The 20,680-nt window shown below is 46.1% G+C and carries 23 protein-coding genes and 1 other annotated feature; of the genes, 3 read left to right on the plus strand and 20 right to left on the minus strand.

From position 1 onward, the window contains the following. Positions 1 to 18: 18 nt before the first annotated feature. The 3 genes from polX to zapA all read right to left on the minus strand — a co-directional run bounded on the left by polX (position 19) and on the right by zapA (position 2,661). Positions 19 to 1,737, minus strand: a complete 1,719-nt coding sequence (gene polX, locus AXG56_RS08395; protein ID WP_062514002.1) for a DNA polymerase/3'-5' exonuclease PolX — start codon at positions 1,735 to 1,737, stop codon at positions 19 to 21. 101 nt (positions 1,738 to 1,838) lie between these two features. Then, the gene (locus tag AXG56_RS08400) at positions 1,839 to 2,381 is read right to left on the minus strand and encodes a CvpA family protein (protein WP_026577119.1); all 543 of its coding nucleotides are present in this window, start codon (positions 2,379 to 2,381) and stop codon (positions 1,839 to 1,841) included. Then, entirely contained in the window at positions 2,374 to 2,661 is a 288-nt protein-coding gene (zapA, locus tag AXG56_RS08405; RefSeq protein WP_008635251.1) for a cell division protein ZapA, read from the minus strand. Before zapA ends, AXG56_RS08400 begins: the two co-directional genes overlap by 8 nt. 149 nt (positions 2,662 to 2,810) lie before the next feature. Here zapA and rnhC point away from each other — a divergent pair, with 149 nt between their 5' ends. Next, positions 2,811 to 3,746 (plus strand): ribonuclease HIII, encoded by a 936-nt coding sequence (gene rnhC, locus AXG56_RS08410; protein WP_026577117.1) that lies wholly within the window; start codon positions 2,811 to 2,813, stop codon positions 3,744 to 3,746. Between the two features lie 49 nt (positions 3,747 to 3,795). On the opposite strand, the gene pheT is transcribed toward rnhC, so the two are convergent. The 3 genes from pheT to AXG56_RS08425 form a co-directional block, all read right to left on the minus strand. Then, a complete protein-coding gene (pheT, locus tag AXG56_RS08415; RefSeq protein WP_008635254.1) occupies positions 3,796 to 6,222 on the minus strand; it encodes a phenylalanine--tRNA ligase subunit beta in 2,427 nt (808 codons plus the stop codon). A gap of 16 nt (positions 6,223 to 6,238) precedes the next feature. Next, the gene (gene pheS / locus AXG56_RS08420) at positions 6,239 to 7,273 is read right to left on the minus strand and encodes a phenylalanine--tRNA ligase subunit alpha (protein WP_008635255.1); all 1,035 of its coding nucleotides are present in this window, start codon (positions 7,271 to 7,273) and stop codon (positions 6,239 to 6,241) included. Positions 7,274 to 7,599: 326 nt separating this feature from the next. Further along, positions 7,600 to 8,334 carry an RNA methyltransferase gene (locus AXG56_RS08425; RefSeq protein WP_062514004.1) on the minus strand — a complete coding sequence of 245 codons (735 nt, stop codon included), beginning with the start codon at positions 8,332 to 8,334 and terminating at the stop codon, positions 7,600 to 7,602. 104 nt (positions 8,335 to 8,438) lie between these two features. On the opposite strand from AXG56_RS08425, the gene sspI reads away from it, so the two are divergent. After that, entirely contained in the window at positions 8,439 to 8,654 is a 216-nt protein-coding gene (gene sspI / locus AXG56_RS08430; protein WP_008635257.1) for a small acid-soluble spore protein SspI, read from the plus strand. Positions 8,655 to 8,694: 40 nt separating this feature from the next. On the opposite strand, the gene AXG56_RS08435 is transcribed toward sspI, so the two are convergent. Continuing rightward, positions 8,695 to 9,780, minus strand: coding sequence for a M42 family metallopeptidase (locus AXG56_RS08435; RefSeq protein ID WP_062514006.1), 1,086 nt, complete (start codon positions 9,778 to 9,780; stop codon positions 8,695 to 8,697). 84 nt (positions 9,781 to 9,864) lie between these two features. Next, positions 9,865 to 10,347: a dUTP diphosphatase gene (locus AXG56_RS08440; protein WP_062514008.1), complete on the minus strand. Its 483-nt coding sequence runs from the start codon at positions 10,345 to 10,347 to the stop codon at positions 9,865 to 9,867. A gap of 113 nt (positions 10,348 to 10,460) precedes the next feature. Here AXG56_RS08440 and AXG56_RS08445 point away from each other — a divergent pair, with 113 nt between their 5' ends. Next, positions 10,461 to 10,868 carry a hypothetical protein gene (locus AXG56_RS08445; protein ID WP_008635260.1) on the plus strand — a complete coding sequence of 136 codons (408 nt, stop codon included), beginning with the start codon at positions 10,461 to 10,463 and terminating at the stop codon, positions 10,866 to 10,868. 103 nt (positions 10,869 to 10,971) lie between these two features. On the opposite strand, the gene AXG56_RS08450 is transcribed toward AXG56_RS08445, so the two are convergent. The 12 genes from AXG56_RS08450 to speD form a co-directional block, all read right to left on the minus strand. After that, entirely contained in the window at positions 10,972 to 11,544 is a 573-nt protein-coding gene (locus tag AXG56_RS08450; RefSeq protein WP_008635262.1) for a TVP38/TMEM64 family protein, read from the minus strand. Between the two features lie 35 nt (positions 11,545 to 11,579). Continuing rightward, positions 11,580 to 11,861 carry a DUF1294 domain-containing protein gene (locus tag AXG56_RS08455; RefSeq protein ID WP_008635263.1) on the minus strand — a complete coding sequence of 94 codons (282 nt, stop codon included), beginning with the start codon at positions 11,859 to 11,861 and terminating at the stop codon, positions 11,580 to 11,582. Positions 11,862 to 11,938: 77 nt separating this feature from the next. Continuing rightward, complete coding sequence (gene rplT / locus AXG56_RS08460) at positions 11,939 to 12,295, minus strand: 50S ribosomal protein L20 (RefSeq protein ID WP_008635265.1); 357 nt, start codon at positions 12,293 to 12,295, stop codon at positions 11,939 to 11,941. Between the two features lie 32 nt (positions 12,296 to 12,327). Next, on the minus strand, positions 12,328 to 12,525 hold the full coding sequence (gene rpmI, locus AXG56_RS08465) for a 50S ribosomal protein L35 (RefSeq protein ID WP_008635267.1): 198 nt from the start codon (positions 12,523 to 12,525) through the stop codon (positions 12,328 to 12,330). 32 nt (positions 12,526 to 12,557) lie between these two features. Continuing rightward, complete coding sequence (gene infC / locus AXG56_RS08470) at positions 12,558 to 13,061, minus strand: translation initiation factor IF-3 (protein ID WP_026577113.1); 504 nt, start codon at positions 13,059 to 13,061, stop codon at positions 12,558 to 12,560. A gap of 84 nt (positions 13,062 to 13,145) precedes the next feature. Continuing rightward, positions 13,146 to 13,266, minus strand: a sequence feature (ribosomal protein L20 leader region). Positions 13,267 to 13,448: 182 nt separating this feature from the next. After that, positions 13,449 to 15,392, minus strand: a complete 1,944-nt coding sequence (gene thrS / locus AXG56_RS08475; protein ID WP_026577112.1) for a threonine--tRNA ligase — start codon at positions 15,390 to 15,392, stop codon at positions 13,449 to 13,451. Positions 15,393 to 15,739: 347 nt separating this feature from the next. Then, positions 15,740 to 16,558: a sporulation protein YtxC gene (gene ytxC / locus AXG56_RS08480; RefSeq protein WP_008635272.1), complete on the minus strand. Its 819-nt coding sequence runs from the start codon at positions 16,556 to 16,558 to the stop codon at positions 15,740 to 15,742. A gap of 128 nt (positions 16,559 to 16,686) precedes the next feature. Continuing rightward, positions 16,687 to 17,619, minus strand: coding sequence for a primosomal protein DnaI (gene dnaI / locus AXG56_RS08485; RefSeq protein WP_008635274.1), 933 nt, complete (start codon positions 17,617 to 17,619; stop codon positions 16,687 to 16,689). Between the two features lie 16 nt (positions 17,620 to 17,635). Then, positions 17,636 to 18,991 (minus strand): replication initiation and membrane attachment family protein, encoded by a 1,356-nt coding sequence (locus AXG56_RS08490; protein WP_026577111.1) that lies wholly within the window; start codon positions 18,989 to 18,991, stop codon positions 17,636 to 17,638. Between the two features lie 68 nt (positions 18,992 to 19,059). Continuing rightward, entirely contained in the window at positions 19,060 to 19,524 is a 465-nt protein-coding gene (gene nrdR / locus AXG56_RS08495; RefSeq protein WP_008635281.1) for a transcriptional regulator NrdR, read from the minus strand. Between the two features lie 38 nt (positions 19,525 to 19,562). Further along, positions 19,563 to 19,937, minus strand: coding sequence for a hypothetical protein (locus AXG56_RS08500; RefSeq protein WP_008635282.1), 375 nt, complete (start codon positions 19,935 to 19,937; stop codon positions 19,563 to 19,565). Between the two features lie 153 nt (positions 19,938 to 20,090). After that, positions 20,091 to 20,468: an adenosylmethionine decarboxylase gene (speD, locus tag AXG56_RS08505; protein ID WP_008635283.1), complete on the minus strand. Its 378-nt coding sequence runs from the start codon at positions 20,466 to 20,468 to the stop codon at positions 20,091 to 20,093. Positions 20,469 to 20,680: the final 212 nt, after the last annotated feature.

Here is a 20,680-nt window from a genome sequence, read left to right on the forward strand (position 1 = left end):
TTACCGTCTCCTTTATTGCTACTGATGGATGTTCCATTTATCCATCAACTGTTGTTTCGTCCATGTATTCATTACTGTATCCTTCCTGAGCCAGCCCTTACGCGCCGCACCTACCCCGATCCTCATATGATCCAGCATCGGATAGCTGTGGGCATCCGTGTTGATGGCAATACTCGCACCTGCTTCCTGCGCTTTCATCAACCACTCCCAGCTTAAATCAAGCCGGTTCGGATTAGCATTTAACTCAAGAATGGTTCCGGTCTCCACCGCGCCTTTAATCAATGCATCCAAATCTACAGCATACCCATCCCGCCGGCCGATCAGCCTGCCTGTCGGGTGGGCAATCATATGAACGTTAGGGTTCTCAAGCGCTGCCCACATCCGTTTCATAATGTCATCTGCCGATTGAGAAAAGCTGGAGTGAATGGAAGCGATGACGAAATCCATTTCCTGCAAAAACTCATCCGGGAAATCCAGGCTACCATCGGGAAGGATATCCATCTCTACTCCTGCAAAAATATGAAAGTCTTCCATTTCGGCATTGATCTTATTTATTTCTTCCCTCTGCAGCCTCAGTCTTTCCTCATCAAGGCCGTTGGCTACTTTCAAATACTTGGAGTGATCGGTGATGGAAATATACTCGTATCCTTTGGAACGGGCCTTTTCGGCCATCTCTTTGATCGATTGAGCACCATCGCTCCAAGTCGAGTGCATATGGAGATCCCCACGGATATCGGATAACTCAATAAGATCAACGGGCTCTTTAAAGCGCTCTACTTCTCCGTAATTCTCTCTGACTTCCGGCGGTATGAAATGAAGACCAAAGTGACGGAAGAACTCTTCTTCGCTTTCGAACGTTTGGATTTCCCCGCTTTCAGCATTCTCTATGCCATATTCACTGATCTTTTCGTTCCTTGTTTTGGCGAGCTGTCTCATGGCCACATTATGATCCTTCGACCCTGTAAAATGATGCAGGGTCGTAACGAATTCATCAGGAGCAACAATGCGGAAATCGATGCCGATGTCATATCCTTCATGGACGACAATCGATACTTTCGTTTCGCCGGAAGCGATAACTTCTTTGATGTCCGGATAAGCGAGAAGCTCGTCTCTCGTAGCTGCAGGGTCTTCAGAAGCGATGATAAAATCAAGATCCTTAATCGTCTCTCTCATCCTCCTGAGGCTCCCTGCTCTGGAATAACGATGGAAAGTATTTGCACTCGCAAGAAATGCTTCAATTTTCTCAGCCAGCGGCAGCATGACGGCAACAGGGAGACGCTCAGGTCGGGAATGAGCGTCTTCTAATGCCTTCAGCATCTTCTCGGCAGATTTCTTACCGAAGCCTTCCAATGCCTCCACCTTTCCGCTTTCCAACGCTTCCTTCAGAGATTCTGCATCCGTTACGCCCAATTGTTGATAGAGCTTGGCCAGTTTCTTTCCACCGAGTCCCTGTAGGTTTAAAAGAGGGACAAGGCCTGCCGGCACTTCCGCCTGAAGCTGCTGCAGCGTTTCCGAGGTTTCAGCCGCCACATACTCATCAATAACGGCAGCTGTGCCTTTCCCGATCCCTTTCATTTTCGTAAAATCATCTATTTCACTTAAAGAGCGATCATCGCGCTCTAATGCCTGAGCGGCTTTACGGTAAGCGGAAATCTTGAAAGGGTTCTCCCCTTTCAGTTCCAGATAGACGGCAATCGTCTCCAGTAATTTGATGACTTGCTTCTTATCGACGGCCATTCCAACCACTCCTTGTTCCTATAATCTTTATTTCTGAATAAAAAAACCGCCATGATCGAAATCATAGCGGCTCCACCTGCATCTCCTCTAAACACGTCTCATCAGCCGGCTACACGGTCGATCCACAGTGTTTTCAACTGATCGGAAAACACTGGTGTATGTTCTATAATCAGCTGCCCAAGTATCGAGCTGTCCAACGCGTTCTGGACACCTGCTGCGGGAACGAGTGCGGCTATATACAATACAATGAAAAGAATCACGTAGTTCTCGACAAAACCGAGGATTCCGCCTAATAACGTATTAATGGAACTCAATATCGGAAGTTCGGAGACGAAGTCCAGCATGGAAGCGATAATATGAAGAATAATCTTTGCTCCGAAGAATAGGATGGCAAAGGCTATCGCATTGTAAAATGCCTGTTCAAGGGGAAGATCGTTCAAAAACACGGCCCATGAAGAGTCCGCCGGCAGTTCCGGATAAGGAACCCATAGTGTCAGCTTAGGCGCAAGGTCATCATAGTAAATGACAGCAACAACGAAAGCTACCACAAAACCGATTAAATGAAATAATTGCAATATGAAGCCTCTCTTGAGCCCGGTTATGACTCCGATCAGCAATAGAAATAGTATAAGTAAATCAATCATTGTCCTTCTCTTCCTCTATCTTATCAATATAGTTCATGAGTTCTGTACACTCATCTTTCAGCTTTATATACTCATTCATTGTGTTGACAGCGGTCAAAACGGCCAGCTTTGCTGTATCTAGACTAGGGTTTGCTTCATGGATTTCACGCATTTTCTGGTCCACAAGACTAGATACCATACGGATATGATGGGGCTCTTCATGACCAACTATAGTGTAAGATCTCCTGTTGATCTCCACTGTAATTCTTTTTTTCTCTTGGTCTGACTGCGACACATTCATACCCCCTAGTTTCTCTCAATCCTAAACTTTATATTAACATGAAGGCTGACAATTAGGAAACCAATATACATGTTTTTCACAAATGTTCTCTTTTTCCAATCCCTTTGCTATACTGTTCCTATCCTAGAAGTAACAGAAAGGAATGCCTTATGCCCCAAGTCGTACTAAAAGTAACCTCTACCAAAATAGAAGAGATGAAAGCTCATTATAGAAGCCAGAAGAAAGCGACACCTGCCAATGCCGTTTTTGCTGCTAAAACAAGCGCATGCACCATCACCGCTTATCGATCAGGAAAAGTATTATTCCAGGGAAGCAGACCTGAGGAGGAAGCTTCCAAGTGGGGATCTCCCATTACCTCAAGTGCACCTTCCAAAAAAGCCGGGGCAGGCAGACATGCGTATCACCCGGAAGAAAGCCTCTTCACCAGTTCCCATATCGGATCGGACGAAGCGGGTACCGGCGATTATTTCGGACCGATCACCGTAGCAGCTGCCTATGTCACAGCAGAGCAGGTTCCACAACTGAAGGCGATTGGAGTAAAGGACTCCAAACACTTATCCGATCCACAGATTACTGAACTGGCCAAAGACATCGTCCAGATGAAGATTCCCTACAGTCTTCTGCGACTACCAAACAAACGGTATAATCAATGGCAGCGAAGAGGTTGGAGTCAGGGCAAAATGAAAACCATGCTTCACCACCAGGCTCTGGACAAGCTCCTGAAAAAAATAGCACCGGTAAGGCCGCATGGAATTCTTATCGACCAGTTTTCTGAGCCGCATGTGTACCAAAAGCATTTGAAGAGTGAGAACTTTACGCTTCAGGATAATGTTTATTTCATGACGAAAGCAGAAAGCTATTCCATCGCCGTTGCAGCGGCATCGATCCTTGCAAGGTCCGCATTCGTTAAAGCAATGAACACTTTAGAATTCGATACCGGTCTACCGATACCGAAAGGAGCTTCTTCCAAAGTCGATCAGGCCGCCGCGGCCGTTATCGAGGCTTATGGAGAAGAAAAGCTGGAAGAATTAGCGAAGGTGCACTTCGCCAACACGCAGAAAGCGAAAAAACTAGTCCGTCCATAAATTAAAAGAGGAACCTCCGGAAAGGAGGTTCCTCTTTTCTTCTATTATATTATCCACGCAGTTCAGCCTGATGCTGATCTTTTACAGCAGCAAGGATCTTCTCGTGTGCTGTTTCTACTTCCTCGTCCTTCAACGTACGGACTGGATCAAGGTAAAGCAGATTGAAGGCAAGTGATTTCTTCCCTTCTTCCAGGTGTTCTCCCTGATATACGTCAAATACTTGAACATTCTGAACGAGAGGATATCCCGCCTGCTCAATGGTAGCTTGTATGTCACCGGCAAACACTTCTTCGTCCACGACGAGAGCAATATCCCTTGATACTGACGGATGTCTTGGAATAGCACGGAACGTCTCTTCTTTTTCATACTGCTCAAACAGTGCCTCTAAGTTAATATCGAAGACGAACGTCTCTTTTAATCCAAGCTCTTTTTGGAGCTTCGGATGAATTTGTCCTATGAAACCGACAGTATTCCCACCACAGCGGATGACAGCGGTTCTCCCTGGGTGGAGATCCTCAAGTTTTGCTTTTTCATAAGTGAAAGATATACCCAGCAGATTGCTCAACCCTTCCACCATTCCTTTTGCAACAAAGAAGTCGGCCGCTTTCTTTTCCTGCTGCCATGGATGAACCAGCCATTGGCCTGTCAAAGCTCCGGAAGCGCGGAGCACTTCATCCGGCTGTTTCGTCACTTTCTCTTCCTCAGTAACAAACACTGTCCCGACTTCATAGTAAGCAATATTTTCCTGTTTTCTCGCTACGTTGTAGGAAAGAGACTCCAGTAATTCCGGAAGCAGACTTAAACGCAGGGATCCATGATCTTCACTCATCGGCATAGCCAGGTCTACGGAACCCTTCGCCTTTGCCTTAATCTCCGGACTTACCAATTGATGCACTTTATTCTTATGTGTCAGGGAGTACGTGATCGTCTCATGCAGACCGGCACCTTGCAGGTACGCTTTCACTTTACGTTTAAGCGCTTGACGAGTTGTCAATCCGCCTGCCTGAGATGCGCCTTGCGGCAGCGTGTACGGAAGGTTGTCATAACCATAAATACGAGCAACTTCCTCAAGAATATCCTCGAAGGACGTGATGTCTCCTCGTCTTGTAGGAACAGAGATTGTAAATACTTCCTCTTTCTGCTCGTAGCCGAATTGAAGACGGCGAAGAATGTCTGCGATTTCCCCGGCGGATATTTCCGTACCTAAACGGGCGTTGATACGATCTGTTTCTATGGTTACTTGTTTCTCGGATTTGTCGAGTTCATCAAAACGGACCACTCCGTCCAGTACCGTCCCCCCAGCATATTCGGCAAGAAGTTCACATGCACGTTTCCCTGCACGTTCCACGCGGTTGGGATCGACACCTTTCTCGAAACGGCTGCTGGACTCGCTTCTTAATCCGTGATCTTTGGATGCCTGACGCACAACAGCCGGAGCGAAGTAGGCGGCCTCCAAAAGAATCGTCGTTGTATCATCCTGGACCTCGGAATGCGCACCACCCATGACTCCTGCGATGGCATGCGGCTTGGATCCATTCGTAATGACAAGGTGGCCGGCACTCAATTCGCGCTCCTGGCCATCCAGCGTTTCTATCGTTTCTCCTTCTTCTGCACGACGAGTCACGATTTCTTTCGATCCGAAACGATCATAATCGAAGGCGTGAAGGGGCTGCCCGTATTCCATCAAGACATAGTTCGTAATATCGACAACGTTATTAATAGGACGTATGCCTGCCGCAGTCAAACGATTACGCATCCAGAGCGGGGAAGGCCCCACTGTCACATCCTTAATTACAAACGCACCGTAATACGGGTTTGCTTCCTGATCCTCTACCTTTACAGAAATGTAGTCGGATGCTTTCTCATCCGATGTCTCCACGTGCTCTTCTGCTAATTGGTATTCACCGTCAATGGCTGCTGCTACCTCGTAGGCAACACCGGCCATGCTCATTGCATCCGCCCGGTTCGGAGTCAAACCGAGTTCGATGATCAGATCGTCGAGATTTAAAAGGGAAACAGCGTCCGCTCCCACTTCTGCATCTTCTGGAAACACAAATATTCCGTCCACATACTCCTTCGGTACGTCTTTCTCATCCACACCAAGTTCCTGAAGCGAACAGATCATACCATTGGAGACTTCTCCGCGCAGTTTAGTTTTTTTGATTTTAAAATTACCCGGCAGAACAGCTCCCGGAGCAGCCACCGCTACTTTCTGACCTTCTCCAATGTTTGGAGCTCCGCAGACAATTTGAAGCGTTTCTTCTCCTACATCCACCTGACAAAGGTTAAGTTTATCCGCATTCGGATGCTGTAGGCAGGATTGCACGTGTCCGACAACCACACCGGTGACATTTTCGGCTACCGGCTCCACGCTTTCCACTTCAATTCCTGTTTTCGTTATAATTTCAGCCAGCTCTTCAGGCTTATACGCGCTGACATCAATATATTCTTGTAACCAATTTAGTGATACGAGCATGATTCAGTTCCTCCCCTTATGCTTTATGATACTGCTCAATAAATCGAATATCGTTTGTGTAGAAGTGACGGATATCGTCTACTCCGTATTTCAGCATGGCAATTCGCTCCGGTCCCATACCGAATGCAAATCCGGAATATTCTTTCGGATCGTATCCAGCCATCTCCAGAACGTTCGGGTGAACCATTCCACCTCCGAGAATTTCGATCCAGCCGGTTCCTTTACAAACGGAACAACCATTACCCCCGCACACTTTACAGGAAATATCCATTTCCACAGAGGGTTCTGTGAATGGGAAGAAGCTTGGACGTAGGCGGATTTCACGGTCGGAACCGAACATCTGCTTGGCAAATGCGTTCAGGACACCTTTCAAGTCACTCATGCGCACATCTTTATCGACAAGAAGTCCTTCAATCTGAGTAAATTGGTGAGAGTGTGTCGCATCGTCCGTATCACGACGGTACACTTTCCCCGGACAGATCATTTTGACCGGTTCGTTACCGTTTTTTGCCCCCATTGTACGAGCCTGTACAGGAGAAGTGTGGGTTCGCATCAGCAGCTCTTCCGTCACATAGAAGGAATCCTGCATATCGCGTGCCGGGTGCCCCTTCGGAAGATTCAAGGCTTCGAAATTGTAGTAATCCGTCTCCACTTCTGGACCTTCTTTAATTTCAAATCCCATCCCAATAAATAAATCCTCGATTTCTTCAACGATGCTTGTAAGCAGATGAGGACCTCCGACTTGGACAGGTCGTCCCGGAAGCGTCACATCAATACTCTCTTCTTCCAGCTGTTTCTCAAGCGCTTCGTCCTCCAGTTTCGTTTGTTTCGTTTCAATTGCCGCAGCAATGTTCTCACGGACATCATTCGCTAGCTGTCCGATGACCGGACGTTCTTCTTTGGATAGTTTCCCCATTCCTCGCAGCACTTCTGTGATCGGGCCTTTCTTACCTAAGTACTCGACACGGATATCTTTCAACCCTTGGACAGCTTCTGCAGCATCTACTTTCTGCAAAGCTTCCTGCTTCAACTGTTCTAAACGTTCCTTCATGACTCCAACTCCTCCTTATGAATAAAAATAAAAAAGCCTCCTCCCTGTAAAAAGGGACGAGACTTGTATGGTTGTTTCGCGGTACCACCCTTGTTGACACATTCTATGTGCCCACTTCGATTACAATAACGGACTTGGCATCCGGACCATTAAAGGTCAAGCTCCAGAGTGAAATTTCAATGAATGACACGTTGGGAACACTTACAGTCCAGGGCGTTCCCTCCCTCTTAACGATTTACATTCACCTACTAGGCTCTTTCTACGCTTATTAAACATATTTCATTCAACTGAATATATTATAGTCAAAGATGAGCGTTCATGCAAGTTCAGCTTTGCAGGTGATACATCAAAACAGCACCGGCTACGGCTACATTTAATGACTCAGCCCGGCCGTAAATTGGAATGTAGACTTTCTTCTCGGACTGCTCCAGTAAGTGCTCTGCAATTCCCTGGCCCTCGTTTCCGACCAGCAGCGCCACTCGATCCGGGGTCTTCATATCCTTATAGGGCTTTGCTTCCTGCAGAGCCGCTGCCCAGATCTCGACACCTTCCGCTTTTAATTCATCCATAAACTCTGTAAGTTCACCAGTCAGGATGGGAAGATGAAAAATAGATCCCTGCGTTGCACGGATGACCTTATCGTTGAACGGATCCACTGATCCTGTTCCTAACAAAACCTGATCAAACCCGGCCGCGTCTGCCGTTCGAATCAACGTTCCGATATTACCCGGGTCCTGGACTGCATCAATCATGAGGGTCCTTTTCGCTGGAAGGAATTCGTACGTTTTTTGTTCGACAACCGCCGCAATGCCTTGTGGTGTTTCCGTTTCCGCAACCGCAGCAAATACCTGTGCGTCTACTTCTGTCACCTTGATTTCGGGCGGTGCTGTAAAGTCTGTTCCTTCACGTCTTATGAGTTCAAGGACTGTCCAATCACTTGCAAGGACTTCCTCCACCAGATGATGTCCTTCCACCAGGAATTGACCTGTCTGTTTTCTATATTTACGCTTATGCAGCTTTTTCCATTCTTTCACTTTGGTGTTTTGTACCGAAGTCAGCATGTTATTCCCTCATTTACATGTTATTTCTCAACTATCATACATAGCAAAGGCCGGGTTGGTCAAACTAAGGTGGAATATTACGCATAAGCAAGGAGGATGTTACGATGAATTTGGATTTGAGAAGAGCTATTCTGTCCAATGTGACCGGCCACAGTGCAGAGCAGCTGGAAGCGACGATCGATGATGCCATGCAAAAAGGCGAAGAGAAGACGTTACCAGGCCTTGGCGTTTTCTTCGAGACGCTTTGGAGAGAGTCTGATGAACAAGAAAGACAGGAAATTCTGGACACGCTTGAGCAAGGGTTAAGACAGACGAATTAATAAGAAAGCCAACCTGAAAATCAGGTTGGCTTTCTTCCCTTTACTGGAAGGTAATGTCTTTTACTTTATCTGCATCTAATCCTTTGATCACTTCCACGATTAAACGCACAGCATTCTCGAAGTCATCTCTATGGAGCATAGCAGCATGAGAATGGATATAACGTGTCGCAATCGTGATGGACAACGCAGGTACACCGTTGTGGCTCAAGTGAATGGAACCGGAATCCGTCCCCCCGCCGGGCATAGAGTCAAATTGATACGGGATGTTGTGTGCGTCTGCAGTATCTGTCACGAAGTCACGCAAACCTTTATGAGAAACCATGGAGGCATCATAAAGAATGATCTGTGGGCCGTCTCCCATTTTACTTGCAGCTTCTTTATCTGATACACCTGGTGTATCGCCGGCAATACCGACATCGACACCGAAAGCAATATCAGGATTGATCATATTGGCAGAAGTACGGGCGCCTCGAAGCCCTACTTCCTCCTGAACTGTCCCGACACCATAGACGATGTTCGGATGCTTTTGCCCTTTCAACTGCTTAAGTACGTCAATCGCTATGGCACATCCGATACGGTTGTCCCATGCTTTAGCAAGGAGCATCTTCTCGTTCTTCATTTGGGTGAATTCAAAATATGGAACAACAGAATCCCCCGGCTTGACACCGAACTCTTCTGCTTCCTCCCTGCTGGATGCACCGATATCAATGAACATATCCTTCAAATCAACAGCTTTCTTACGCTGTTCTGCAGGAAGAATATGAGGCGGCTTGGAGCCGATGATCCCCGTCAGATCGCCTTTACGAGTCATGATTGTCACACGTTGTGCGAGCATAACCTGACTCCACCAGCCTCCCACAGTCTGAAAATAGATATATCCATGATCGTCAATCCGGGTGACCATAAAGCCCACTTCATCCAAGTGACCAGCCACCATGATACTCGGGCCTTTTTTATTTCCGACTTTCTTGGCAACGAGGCTGCCAAGATTGTCCGTGAATACTTCGTCTGCGTATGGTGTGATATAACGTTTCATCACATCGCGAGCTTCACGTTCGTTTCCGGGCACACCTTTGGCATCTGTCAAATCCTTAAGCATATTCAACGTTTCATCTCTTTTAGACATATGTACTGCATCCTCCTTTACTCATTCCAACCATATTATAACCTCTTTGAAGCGATTTCACAAAAAATTGCGTCTATTATACCTTTAATATCCTTCGTCCTGACGTTGGTAATTCACTTCATTTTTTGATAGATAGGCGTGAAACCATTCTTCCTCCGTCAAGCCGATGGTCGCTGCCAGCTGTAAATACCCAAGGAACAGTGCGTGATAGGATTGTTTGTCCTTCTGTTCCCGAAACTCTTCCACCGCTTTATATACATTAAGAAACGCCTCGGTTTCCGTTTCACGGCAAACATAGGCACCCGGCTCAAAATGAAAGCCTGAATCGAGGCCGAGCGACAGCAGAAAATGTATTCCGTCTACATACTCTTCCAAGATGACCTCTTTTTCACTAGGTCCTTTACTACTCCAGAATTTGAAGCACCTGGTTTCATTCGCGAGTTCCCCGATTTCCACTAGCAGGGCAAGGATTTTTTCCTCTGTTTTTGTCCCTTGTTTAATGTCGTGCTGGTCTTCAATATATTGATCCAACGCTCGCTGCATGTCATACAATCGATTCCATTCCATTAAAATTCTCCTCTACTCAAAAATTGTCTTCAATAAATGTATCATTTTTTGAAACAAAAGGACATGCACAATCGTATGGTAGCTATGATGCTATATATAGGGAGTCGATACACATGATTATCATCCTGTTCCGCTTGTTATTATTGGTCGCTATCGCCTTCATCCTTTATACAGCCTACAAGTTCCTCATCAACCCACGAAGGAAACTAGACACCGCTAAAGATAAAAAACAGTTCTACTTCCATGACAATAAAGAAAATTCCAAGGAAAATTTTCTACTTACATGGAAAGGGTTGGTTTTCGAAGGTGAAAAGTACCTGGGGGCAACCGAAGATGCATTTGAAGTCGTCAACATCAGCGTCAGCGCACATCATCCGGAACGGCTGCAAGGACTCGACCGGGAGGATATCTATTTCATGGAGAAGGAAATCCTCATACGGTACCCGTACGCCACTATTGAATGGAAGTATCCGATGAACCGCCTTATTCTAAGCCGTTGGAACGATGACGAACAGCTCTAAGAGCTCGATACAGCGTCTCCAACCAAAAGAATCCGACCAGGAATGGTCGGATTTTTCACATGGGAGAGAAAGAACTTCCTGCATGCTGATATTCCATGAATTCTTAAGGTGCCGGCTGAAAGAAGTCACGCCAGAGCACCACTTCGTATTTCTTCCTGATCAAGAAAGTGAGGCCGATCAGGGCGCCGGAAAAAATAATCATCATTGGAAGAGACAACAAAGTGATCCATTGACCTACCGATGTATAAACCACTGCCAGCGGAAAATTTGCAAACAGCGAGGATTTCGTATATTCCTTGAAATCCGAACTGATTTCCAAGAGACAGTAGGATAGTAGATGAAAATGAATAAACGGGACAAGTCGAAGAACCGCCACCTGCTTTACCGAAAGGTTGGTTTGTTTCTTCAGCCATTTCTCCTTCACACGTTTAAGTTTCTTCAATCCTGATGGTAAGATGCGGATCATCTTGTAAAAAACCAGACTGGATAACATTGTCCCGATCACGGAATAAGCGGTGCCGGCAATTGGTCCGAATAGTACCCCGCCTGTGATGCATACAAGCATAACAGGCAGAAATAAGAATGGACGCAGTAAATGAATACCGATGAATAAGAGCGGTGCCCAAGCTTCCTGCTGCTCCAACCATGCCAATACGGATGTTGTTATCTCGCCCATTTCATCCCCCCTGTCTACATATTATGACAGGAGAATCAAAGGTAGAACTTACCGATGAGATAGCCCGCTCCCGCAATGTGAAGAAGGGACAGGAAAGGAAGGCCGAACGCGAATGCCCGGTGTTTCGTCTTATGTCTGAACACGTTCATTCCTGCCCAGCCGCCAAGTGCACCGCCAAGGACTGCTAGTAACCAAATGGTACGCTCCCGGGTCCTCCATGCCTGCTTCACTGCTCTCTTCTTATCCGACCCCATTAAAAGAAACAGCCAGATACTCATGCTCCCCCAAACGATAAATAAAGCACCCAGAAAACCCATAGAATGTACCCCCTTTATCTTTTTATATAAAAAAAGTCATTTCCTACCGAACGGAAATGACTCTTCTGCAATCTTTTTTATTTAAGTGCTGCTTTTGCCTGCTCTGCAAGTGCAGAGAAAGCTTGAGCATCGTTGATAGCTAGATCAGCAAGCATCTTACGGTTCATTTCGATACCCGCAAGTTTCAAACCGTGCATTAGACGGCTGTAAGAAATATCGTTCAAGCGAGCCGCAGCGTTAATACGTGCGATCCAAAGCTTACGGAAGTCGCGTTTCTTCTGACGACGGTCACGGTAAGCGTACTGACCGGATTTCATTACTTGTTGCTTAGCTGTTTTGAATAGTGCGTGTTTAGAACCATAATAACCTTTTGCTAGTTTAAGGACACGGTTACGACGTTGACGTGTCACTGTTCCACCTTTAACTCGTGGCATAATAATCCCTCCTGATTAAATCGATATCGTTATTAGTCTTTTGGAAGCATGTGCTTGATGCGGCGATAATCTCCAGCAGAAACCAATGCATCTTTACGTAGCTTACGCTTTTGTTTCGTAGATTTGTTTGCGAACAAGTGGCTAGTGTAAGCGTGAGAACGTTTCACCTTACCTGTTCCGGTTTTTTTGAAGCGTTTTTGAGAACCTTTATGGGTTTTCATTTTTGGCATGTGAATTTCCTCCTTTTACTTGATACACATACTTACTTCTCGCCTAGAGGAGCAAGCATTAAGAACATACTGCGACCTTCCATTTTAGGCTTGGTCTCAACTTGGGCAATATCTTTGCACTCTTCGGCAAGGCGTTCGAGTACTTTCTGTCCAAGTTCTTTGTGTGTGATTGCACGACCGCGGAAACGGACAGATGCTTTCACTTTGTCACCTTTTTCGAGGAACTTGCGTGCGTTACGCAGTTTCGTGTTAAAGTCATGGTCTTCGATCCCAGGGCTGAGACGAACTTCCTTGACTTTGATGACGGTTTGTTTCTTACGAGCTTCTTTTTCTTTCTTCTGCTGCTCGAAGCGATACTTTCCGTAGTCCATCACTCGGCAAACCGGAGGCTTCGCATTTGGCGCCACCATAACGAGATCAAGATTTGCATTTGCAGCAATATCCAGGGCTTCGTTACGGGATTTAACTCCAAGCTGCTCCCCATTCACATCGATCAGACGAACTTCACGGGCACGGATTTTTTCATTAACGTTCATGTTATCCTTGCTAATATCGAGCCACCTCCAACATATTTTAGAAAACTTATATGAGATCTGTCATCGACAAGAGATTTCCTGTTGCAAATAAAAAAAGTGTCGGCACATACTGCACCCACACGTCTCCTAATAAATCAAAGGAATAGTGACCTGCCAACTGCTTACGCGTCGATCAGGTGAGAAGCGGGTGCTTCTACTTGTCTCTAGATCCGTTCATTCAGTTACCTAAATAATAATAGCATGCCTGATGGTACATGTCAACACCTAACGAGGTGTCTTCATGACTACCTTTCCTAGGATAAGGGAAAGACGAGGAAAAATCAAGAGCTTTTTCCCATCTGGAAAGGAAGAAGAGACCGGAAGCAGACACTTCCGATCTCTTTGGCATTACTTACGGAGCAGTTTTTGATCGATTTCGTTACGAATTTCAGATTTGAACTGCTCCAGTGGTTTCGTTTCTGAATTCTGTTGGCCGTATCGGCGAACGTTCACTGCATTCTCTTCCATCTCACGGTCTCCGACAACAAGCTGGAACGGAATTTTCTGCATTTGTGCTTCTCTTATCTTATATCCGATCTTCTCATTGCGCTCATCCACCTCGACACGAATGCCGGCTTCACGGAGTTCATCCTCAAGCTTCTTAGAATATTCCAGATGCGCATCTGCAGAAACCGGAATGATTTTCGCCTGAACAGGAGCAAGCCAGGTTGGGAAGACACCTTTGTATTCCTCAATAAGGAAAGCAACGAAGCGCTCCATCGTGGATACGACTCCACGGTGAATAACGACAGGACGGTGATCCGCTCCATCTTCCCCTACATACGTAAGGTCAAAGCGCTCAGGGAGGTGGAAGTCCAGCTGAACCGTTGACAGCGTCTCATCCTTGCCGAGAGCTGTTTTCACTTGGACATCAAGCTTCGGACCATAGAAAGCAGCTTCTCCTTCTGCTTCCACATACTCAAGTTCCATGTCTTCCATTGTTTCTTTCAGCATCGCCTGTGCTTTTTCCCACATAGCGTCGTTGTCAACATACTTCTCTTTGTCTTCTGGATCTCTATAGGACAAGCGGAAGTAATAATCTTCAATACCGAAATCGCGGTACACTTCCTGGACGAGTCGAACGACACGCATGAATTCATCTTTCAACTGGTCAGGTCTTGCAAAGATATGGGCATCATTCAACGTCATCGCACGAACACGTTGAAGGCCGGCAAGAGCTCCAGACATCTCATAGCGGTGCATCGTACCAAGCTCCGCAATACGTACCGGCAGATTCCGGTAACTATGAAGCTGATTCTTGTAAACCATCATATGGTGCGGACAGTTCATCGGGCGGAGAACGAGGTCTTCATTGTCCATTTCCATTGTCGGGAACATATCGTCCTGATAGTGGTCCCAGTGACCGCTCGTTTTATACAAATCTACACTTCCAAGCACCGGCGTATAGACGTGATCGTAACCGAGTCGTTCTTCAGTATCCACGATATAACGTTCGATTGTGCGACGAATGGTGGAACCTTTAGGAAGCCACATCGGCAAACCTTGTCCGACTTTCTGATTGATTGTGAAAATCTCCAGCTCTTTCCCCAACTTACGGTGGTCACGCTCTTTCGCTTCCTCAAGCATCTTTAAGTGCTCATCGAGGTGCGCCTTTTTCTCAAAAGCAGTCCCGTAAATACGCTGGAGCATCTGGTTATCACTGTTCCCGCGCCAGTAAGCTCCTGAAATGCTCAACAGCTTAAACACTTTGATTTTGCTCGTCTGCGGAACGTGGACCCCGCGGCACAAATCGAAGAATTCCCCTTGCTGATAAAGGGTAACCTGCTCTCCTTCCGGAATAGCGTCGATCAGTTCCAATTTAAGGTCATCACCAATCTCTTTAAACTTCTCGATTGCTTCTTCTCTGGATACCTCAATGCGCTCAATTTCCAGGTTCTCATCAATGATTTTTTGCATTTCTTTCTCAATCTTAGGCAGATCTTCCGGCGTCAGCGATTCTTCCATATCGATATCATAGTAAAAACCGTTCTCAATCACAGGGCCTACACCGAACTTCACATCCCCATAAATGCGCTTGATCGCCTGCGCCATCAAGTGAGCTGTGGAGTGACGCATGATTTCAATGCCTTCCTGGTTTTTATAAGTCAGAATCTCAATGGATCCATCCTGATTTATCGGACGTCGCAGATCATAAGGTTCTCCATCTAATTTGACAGCCAGCGCCTGTTTCTTCAACCCCGGTGAAATAGACTGGGCAATTGCTTCCCCTGTAGTTCCTTGTTCAAATTCCTTTACGTTACCATCTGGAAATTTCATTTGAATTGTTGCCATTTCCCAACACTCCTTCTATACTTTCTTCCTTGCAGACAAATCAAAAAACGCTTATCCCTCGGCAAAATAAGCCAAGGGACAAGCGTTAGCACTCGTGGTTCCACCCTAGTTTCCGCTTCCGTCCAGGACGTACGCGGCTCGTTCGTCATCCTTAACGCGGATCAAACGCTGCCCATTACTAAAAACTGTTCACAGGCAGAGCTCGGAGGTGGTAAACAATGTAGCCGTCAGGAAGGAGCTTCCAGCCTATAGGCCCCTCTCTCTGGTCATGCGTCACTAATCGCTCGTGTCCTCTTCCATGCTGATTTATTAATATGTAGGTATTATATCCGTTAACAAAGAGGAAATCAAGCGTTGTCGAATGGAAAGTTCGATTTCGGTTTCCAAGATGCTTTTTCTTCAAAAATATTCATCAAGAGCTCCAGGTTGGAATCCTGCGATCGATCTGAATATATGATCAACTGTTCAGGGGCATGAACAAGAGCGGTCGTGACCGGCCACTTGATTGGGAGTTCTGAAATGGATGCATCCGGATATTGTTTCTTGTATAGCGTTGTTTCCGAATCCCGGACAGGATTTCCTTCATCATGGTAATAAACCAGTCCGCCATCATCCAGGAGATGAAGCAGTTGGACACCGGTATCTTTATGGTGGACACGCTGCCGCCAGGAATCGAGCATCAACTGATAGGACTCCTCCTGCTTGTACTCGTCAATGATTTTACCCGTGTATTCAATAACAGACTCATGAACGTTTTCTAAACAGGCAGCAGCCATCTCATCAAATTCCACGTACGTCCGCCCGGCCAAATAATCCTGGATGAAGGCGCGCAGATAGTGATAAACGGGCGGAAGCTTTACACCTGCCGGGGGATGCGCTTCAAAGTCCTGTCCGATCTCGAGCATGCGGTGTATCTCTTCCATATCTTCGTAATGGTAACGATGCTTCAGGACTCCTTCCATCCAACCAAGCATCTTCCTTTTCCTTATGACCTGAAGAAAAGAACGGATTGCCTCGACGTAAGCCTTGCCGTTCAGAGAGGCGTTGACCAACTCGACTTCATAGAATTCATTGTACTCCTTGAACAACCACAACCTCTGCTCCGTGACAATTGCATTATAAAAGATAACCGCTTCCGCGCGATTAGAAAAGTGAATGCCAAACACCAAGATTCCCCCTCATCCCGACTTTCCGATACGGTATTAGAAGGCGCCTGCGACGCCGTCTATTCCTTGTTATGTTTATGTCAGTCCAGAAGAAATCATGCCATTTCCATCTTCATCTTTCCTCATCGTTACCCTCTTCGGTTCCGGCCGGTCACTAACACACTCTCGCTGAGCTGGCGAATTCGTTCGGTAATCCGCTTCGCCTTCACTTGATCTACATCGCCGCGATTGGATGTCATCAAGACTTTCTCCAACTCATCGATCGTGTAGTTCGATGTGAAGAACACAGGAAGTCTCTCCATCATTCGGTAATGAAGAATACTCCCCAATACTTCGTCCCGGAACCATGCTGATTGTGATTCTGCACCAATGTCATCTAACATTAATACGGGGGTTTCTTTAAACGCATTGATTTTATCATTGATGGAATCGTCCTTTATAGACGCTTTCATCTCTCTGACGAATTCCGGCATGTAGATGACCATGGATGGAATATGCTTTTCGCTCAATTCATTGGCTATAGCTCCGAGAAAATACGTTTTCCCGACACCGAAAGGTCCATGAAAATACAACCCTTTGCTCGGAAGCTCTTCAGAAAGACTTTCAATATAACGGACCGTTTGTTCCACTGCCGCACTGCGGTCGGGGTCTTGAAGATCCAGTCTTGAAAGAGAGGCTTCCAAGATCTCCCTCGGCATGTGAAGACTCCGGACAAGTGACTTTTGCTGTTCATGCTCTTCCCGCTTCCTTTGTCGGCTGCACTTATCGTAAGCAAGCTTCACTTCCTGGCCATCTACTTCCACACGCGGCACGTATCCAGGGAGAATATTAATACACGCTTCACGTGACGGACACTTTTCACAGTTTTTCGATTGGGACTGGTACTCATAGAGCTTAATGAGATTCTTCTCCATGCTCTTCTCCGTCAACTCCGGATGGTGTTCTATCAGCTGCCGTACATCTTCCGACTGGAGCACTTCTTCTTTCATTTTGTTCATTCGATCTTGAAAGGTTTTATTGTTTCTCATCCATTTCTTCAATGATTTCTGGATCGGTTCCATTCTGCCACCTCCTCATTCATCCGTTCTCTCTGCTTGTCAACTTCCTTATACGTGCAGCGATATCATCCGTATCCACGTTAACCGAAGCAGAAACTTTCTCACCGGATCCTGCGTCCTTGTTGAACCAAGCCGGAATGACTTCTTCTTTCGTATTCACACGTCTCTGTGACTTCTGCTGACCCCACTGCTGATACTTCTGATGCTCAGCCTTAGCAAGATTCATCGCCTGACGCACAGTAGTCACGTTTTTCCGTGCCCAGTGCCCGGCTATTTTCTGCAAATAAGACTTGGACAATTTCATATCTGTTTTCAAAAGCACGTAGTGAACAAGAACATTCATGACCCCGGGGTTGATTCCCTGCTCTGTCATGACGTCCCGAATCAGCTTCAAATCCTGGTCAGATGCCCTGTTGCCCTGAGAAAGGTCTTCAAGAAGTTCCCTTGGTGATTTCCTTTCAAGCATGGCAATAAACTGATCTTCTTTACTCACACTTTCTTCCGCTCCTGTGTCCTGTGTTTTTTCTCGAGCATCTATATTAGACTGCTTCTTCGGGACAGGCTTTTCCTTCAGAAAATCATGACAGGCGGCTTTAAATTCTTCTTCTACGAGATAATGATTTTCATCAATCGCCCACGTCACGGCTTTTTCAATGTCGATCGTTGATAAATCATACAGCGTGGCTAGCTGAAGAATTAACTTTCTATTCCGTCCTGTAAGAATCTGTTCACTCGGATACATCCGTTTCTTTAGAGCATGATGGAGCCAGTCGAAATCCACTTTCGTTTGGGACGTCACAGGCCCTCGGCTCTCTTTCTGATTCTGCTTATCCGCAAGGGAGGTGGTCTCGGCCTGTACGGTCTCAAGCATTTTCGCATGAAATACCTGATCGAAAGTTGCAGTGACTTCTCCAAAACCATCCAGAACGTACTCTTTGCAGATGAGCCGTTCTTTTAAGTTTTCATATTTGCGCTGTCCGATTTCATGGTAAAGCAGAAGGGAGAGCATATCATCCATGAAGAATTCCTCCGCAGAGAAGGGAGGATACAGGTAATACATGTATTCGGCATGAGCCCCTTCCCCTTCTGCCTGGAAAGAACGCAGAAGGCCGATTGCCTCCAGCTTCTTCCTGGCTTCATAGATCTTATCCAATGGCGCAGACAGATAGCCCATCAACGTGTGGTGGGTCTGTACTTGTTCTGCAGCATTCATTTCAGACTCCGATAATAAAATCTGATATAAAGAAATCGCCAGACGACCGACGATCGGTTGATACAAATGGGATAACGAACGATGAAAATTCCTCGGCAGCTCCCCCCGCTTCACAACTCGAAAACCATCTACCGGGAGTAACTTCCCTATCGAATGATTCATCTTCCGCACCTCCTTCTTCCTTTCATATTACCCGGTTTCCCTTGAAAAAGAAAATGAGCCAATGCGGCTCATTTGTCATCTTCGTGTTTTATTAAATCCTTCAGTTCATCAATAAAAACATTGATGTCCTTAAATTGTCGATAGACGGATGCGAAACGGACATAAGAGACTTCGTCAATTCCAGAAAGACGCCCCATGACCATTTCTCCTATATCTTTACTCAACACTTCCGAGACGCCGCGGTTCCTGAGTTCTTTCTCGATGTCCAGTGTCACACCTTCCAGTTCCTCGACCGCAACCGGGCGCTTCTCACAAGCTCTGATCAAGCCCCGCATCAATTTCTCTCTACTGAATTCTTCTCTTGTGCCTTCTTTTTTCACTACAATCAAAGGAACTTCTTCAATTCGTTCAAACGTGGTAAAGCGGAAGTCACACTGTTCACATTCTCTCCGCCTGCGTATGGCCTGGCCATCCTCAATCGGCCGCGAATCAAGCACCTTCGTACTCTTGTAGTGGCAATTAGGGCATTTCAAAATTGATCAACTCCACATCGTCTTCGTTTCCACATCGCTTATGATGGATCGACAGGCTGAAATTGGCTGTCCAACTGCTTATACAACGAAACAATGGTGTTCCGACTGTATCCGAAATCAACGGGTCCACCGGAATCCGTTGTTACGGAAAAATCAACAGCGGTACGGAAAGGACGGACCATAATGATAGTCACAACAATGAAAGCACGCCTTTTCCCTTTATATTTAATCGTAAGTTCGCCGCGTTCCTTCGAGGATGCTACAATCTGCGAGGGTGCGGGAAACAGTTCTTCCACGGCACGGAAAACGTCATCACGCTTTGCTTTATAATAGTGTGTGACAAGTTCTTCATCCTTATGCTGTTCACTGGTTTCTGAGTGATTACTGATATATCTTGATATAAATGCTTTCACTTATCTGGCCCCTTCAATCCATTCGACATGATCTTCCATCATTTTAACATGATTCTTCAAAATAAGAAATAACAGTTACCAAAGGAGAGTTGACCCCATACAAAAAAGCCGCACAGACTTCTCTGCGCGGCTTGATTTACTGCGTTTCTCTTTTTAAAGGGCGCGAGATTCCTGTACTTCCACAGGTCCCATCCCTCTCGGCACTTCCACGGTTTCATTCTTCCCTGCTTCCAGTGCTTCAACGATGTAGTGGGCTGCAACGTTCGGATCAATACGGTCGCCGCACGTGTAGACATCGATACTTGCATATCCATGCTCCGGAAAACTGTGAATCGTCAAGTGCGATTCGGAAATGATGACCACTCCGCTCACCCCGTGTGGAGCGAACTTATGAAAAGCGACCTCTCTTACTTCTGCTCCCGCTTTCAAAGCAGCATCAACAAAAACCTGCTCTATATACGACATATCATTCAATTTCTCTTCATTACAATCCCATAGTTCAGCAATTACGTGTCTTCCCATTGTATCCATATTAAGGATCCCCCTTTGTACATTAACTTCTTCCCCTCTGAAATAACAGTCATGCACTACCATGGGGGAAAGTTAGTCCTGAGAGGTCCTAACCCTTTGAGTAGACATGAAAACATAAGAAATTCAGAAGTTCAAAAGAAAGTATATATGGTTTACCCGTAATTTGCAAGATTTATTTCAAATATAGCAAACCATAGTCACCGGGTCCTAGT

The organism is Halobacillus sp. KGW1, from assembly GCF_001592845.1.
Taxonomy (GTDB): Bacteria; Bacillota; Bacilli; order Bacillales; family Halobacillaceae; genus Halobacillus.

Bases quoted from the DNA above. Each gene is read 5' to 3' on its own strand.
- AXG56_RS08425 (WP_062514004.1), bottom strand. From the start codon at position 8,334: ATGCTGACTTCGGTACAAAACACCAAAGTGAAAGAATGGAAAAAGCTG.
- pheS (WP_008635255.1), bottom strand. From the start codon at position 7,273: ATGAAGGAACGTTTAGAACAGTTGAAGCAGGAAGCTTTGCAGAAAGTA.
- speD (WP_008635283.1), bottom strand. From the start codon at position 20,468: ATGGATACAATGGGAAGACACGTAATTGCTGAACTATGGGATTGTAAT.
- sspI (WP_008635257.1), top strand. From the start codon at position 8,439: ATGAATTTGGATTTGAGAAGAGCTATTCTGTCCAATGTGACCGGCCAC.
- AXG56_RS08445 (WP_008635260.1), top strand. From the start codon at position 10,461: ATGATTATCATCCTGTTCCGCTTGTTATTATTGGTCGCTATCGCCTTC.
- dnaI (WP_008635274.1), bottom strand. From the start codon at position 17,619: ATGGAACCGATCCAGAAATCATTGAAGAAATGGATGAGAAACAATAAA.
- thrS (WP_026577112.1), bottom strand. From the start codon at position 15,392: ATGGCAACAATTCAAATGAAATTTCCAGATGGTAACGTAAAGGAATTT.
- AXG56_RS08435 (WP_062514006.1), bottom strand. From the start codon at position 9,780: ATGTCTAAAAGAGATGAAACGTTGAATATGCTTAAGGATTTGACAGAT.
- AXG56_RS08440 (WP_062514008.1), bottom strand. From the start codon at position 10,347: ATGGAATGGAATCGATTGTATGACATGCAGCGAGCGTTGGATCAATAT.
- AXG56_RS08455 (WP_008635263.1), bottom strand. From the start codon at position 11,861: ATGGGTTTTCTGGGTGCTTTATTTATCGTTTGGGGGAGCATGAGTATC.
- pheT (WP_008635254.1), bottom strand. From the start codon at position 6,222: ATGCTCGTATCACTAAATTGGTTACAAGAATATATTGATGTCAGCGCG.
- AXG56_RS08400 (WP_026577119.1), bottom strand. From the start codon at position 2,381: ATGATTGATTTACTTATACTATTTCTATTGCTGATCGGAGTCATAACC.
- rnhC (WP_026577117.1), top strand. From the start codon at position 2,811: ATGCCCCAAGTCGTACTAAAAGTAACCTCTACCAAAATAGAAGAGATG.
- AXG56_RS08450 (WP_008635262.1), bottom strand. From the start codon at position 11,544: ATGGGCGAGATAACAACATCCGTATTGGCATGGTTGGAGCAGCAGGAA.
- rplT (WP_008635265.1), bottom strand. From the start codon at position 12,295: ATGCCACGAGTTAAAGGTGGAACAGTGACACGTCAACGTCGTAACCGT.
- infC (WP_026577113.1), bottom strand. From the start codon at position 13,061: ATGAACGTTAATGAAAAAATCCGTGCCCGTGAAGTTCGTCTGATCGAT.
- AXG56_RS08490 (WP_026577111.1), bottom strand. From the start codon at position 18,991: ATGAATCATTCGATAGGGAAGTTACTCCCGGTAGATGGTTTTCGAGTT.
- rpmI (WP_008635267.1), bottom strand. From the start codon at position 12,525: ATGCCAAAAATGAAAACCCATAAAGGTTCTCAAAAACGCTTCAAAAAA.
- zapA (WP_008635251.1), bottom strand. From the start codon at position 2,661: ATGAATGTGTCGCAGTCAGACCAAGAGAAAAAAAGAATTACAGTGGAG.
- polX (WP_062514002.1), bottom strand. From the start codon at position 1,737: ATGGCCGTCGATAAGAAGCAAGTCATCAAATTACTGGAGACGATTGCC.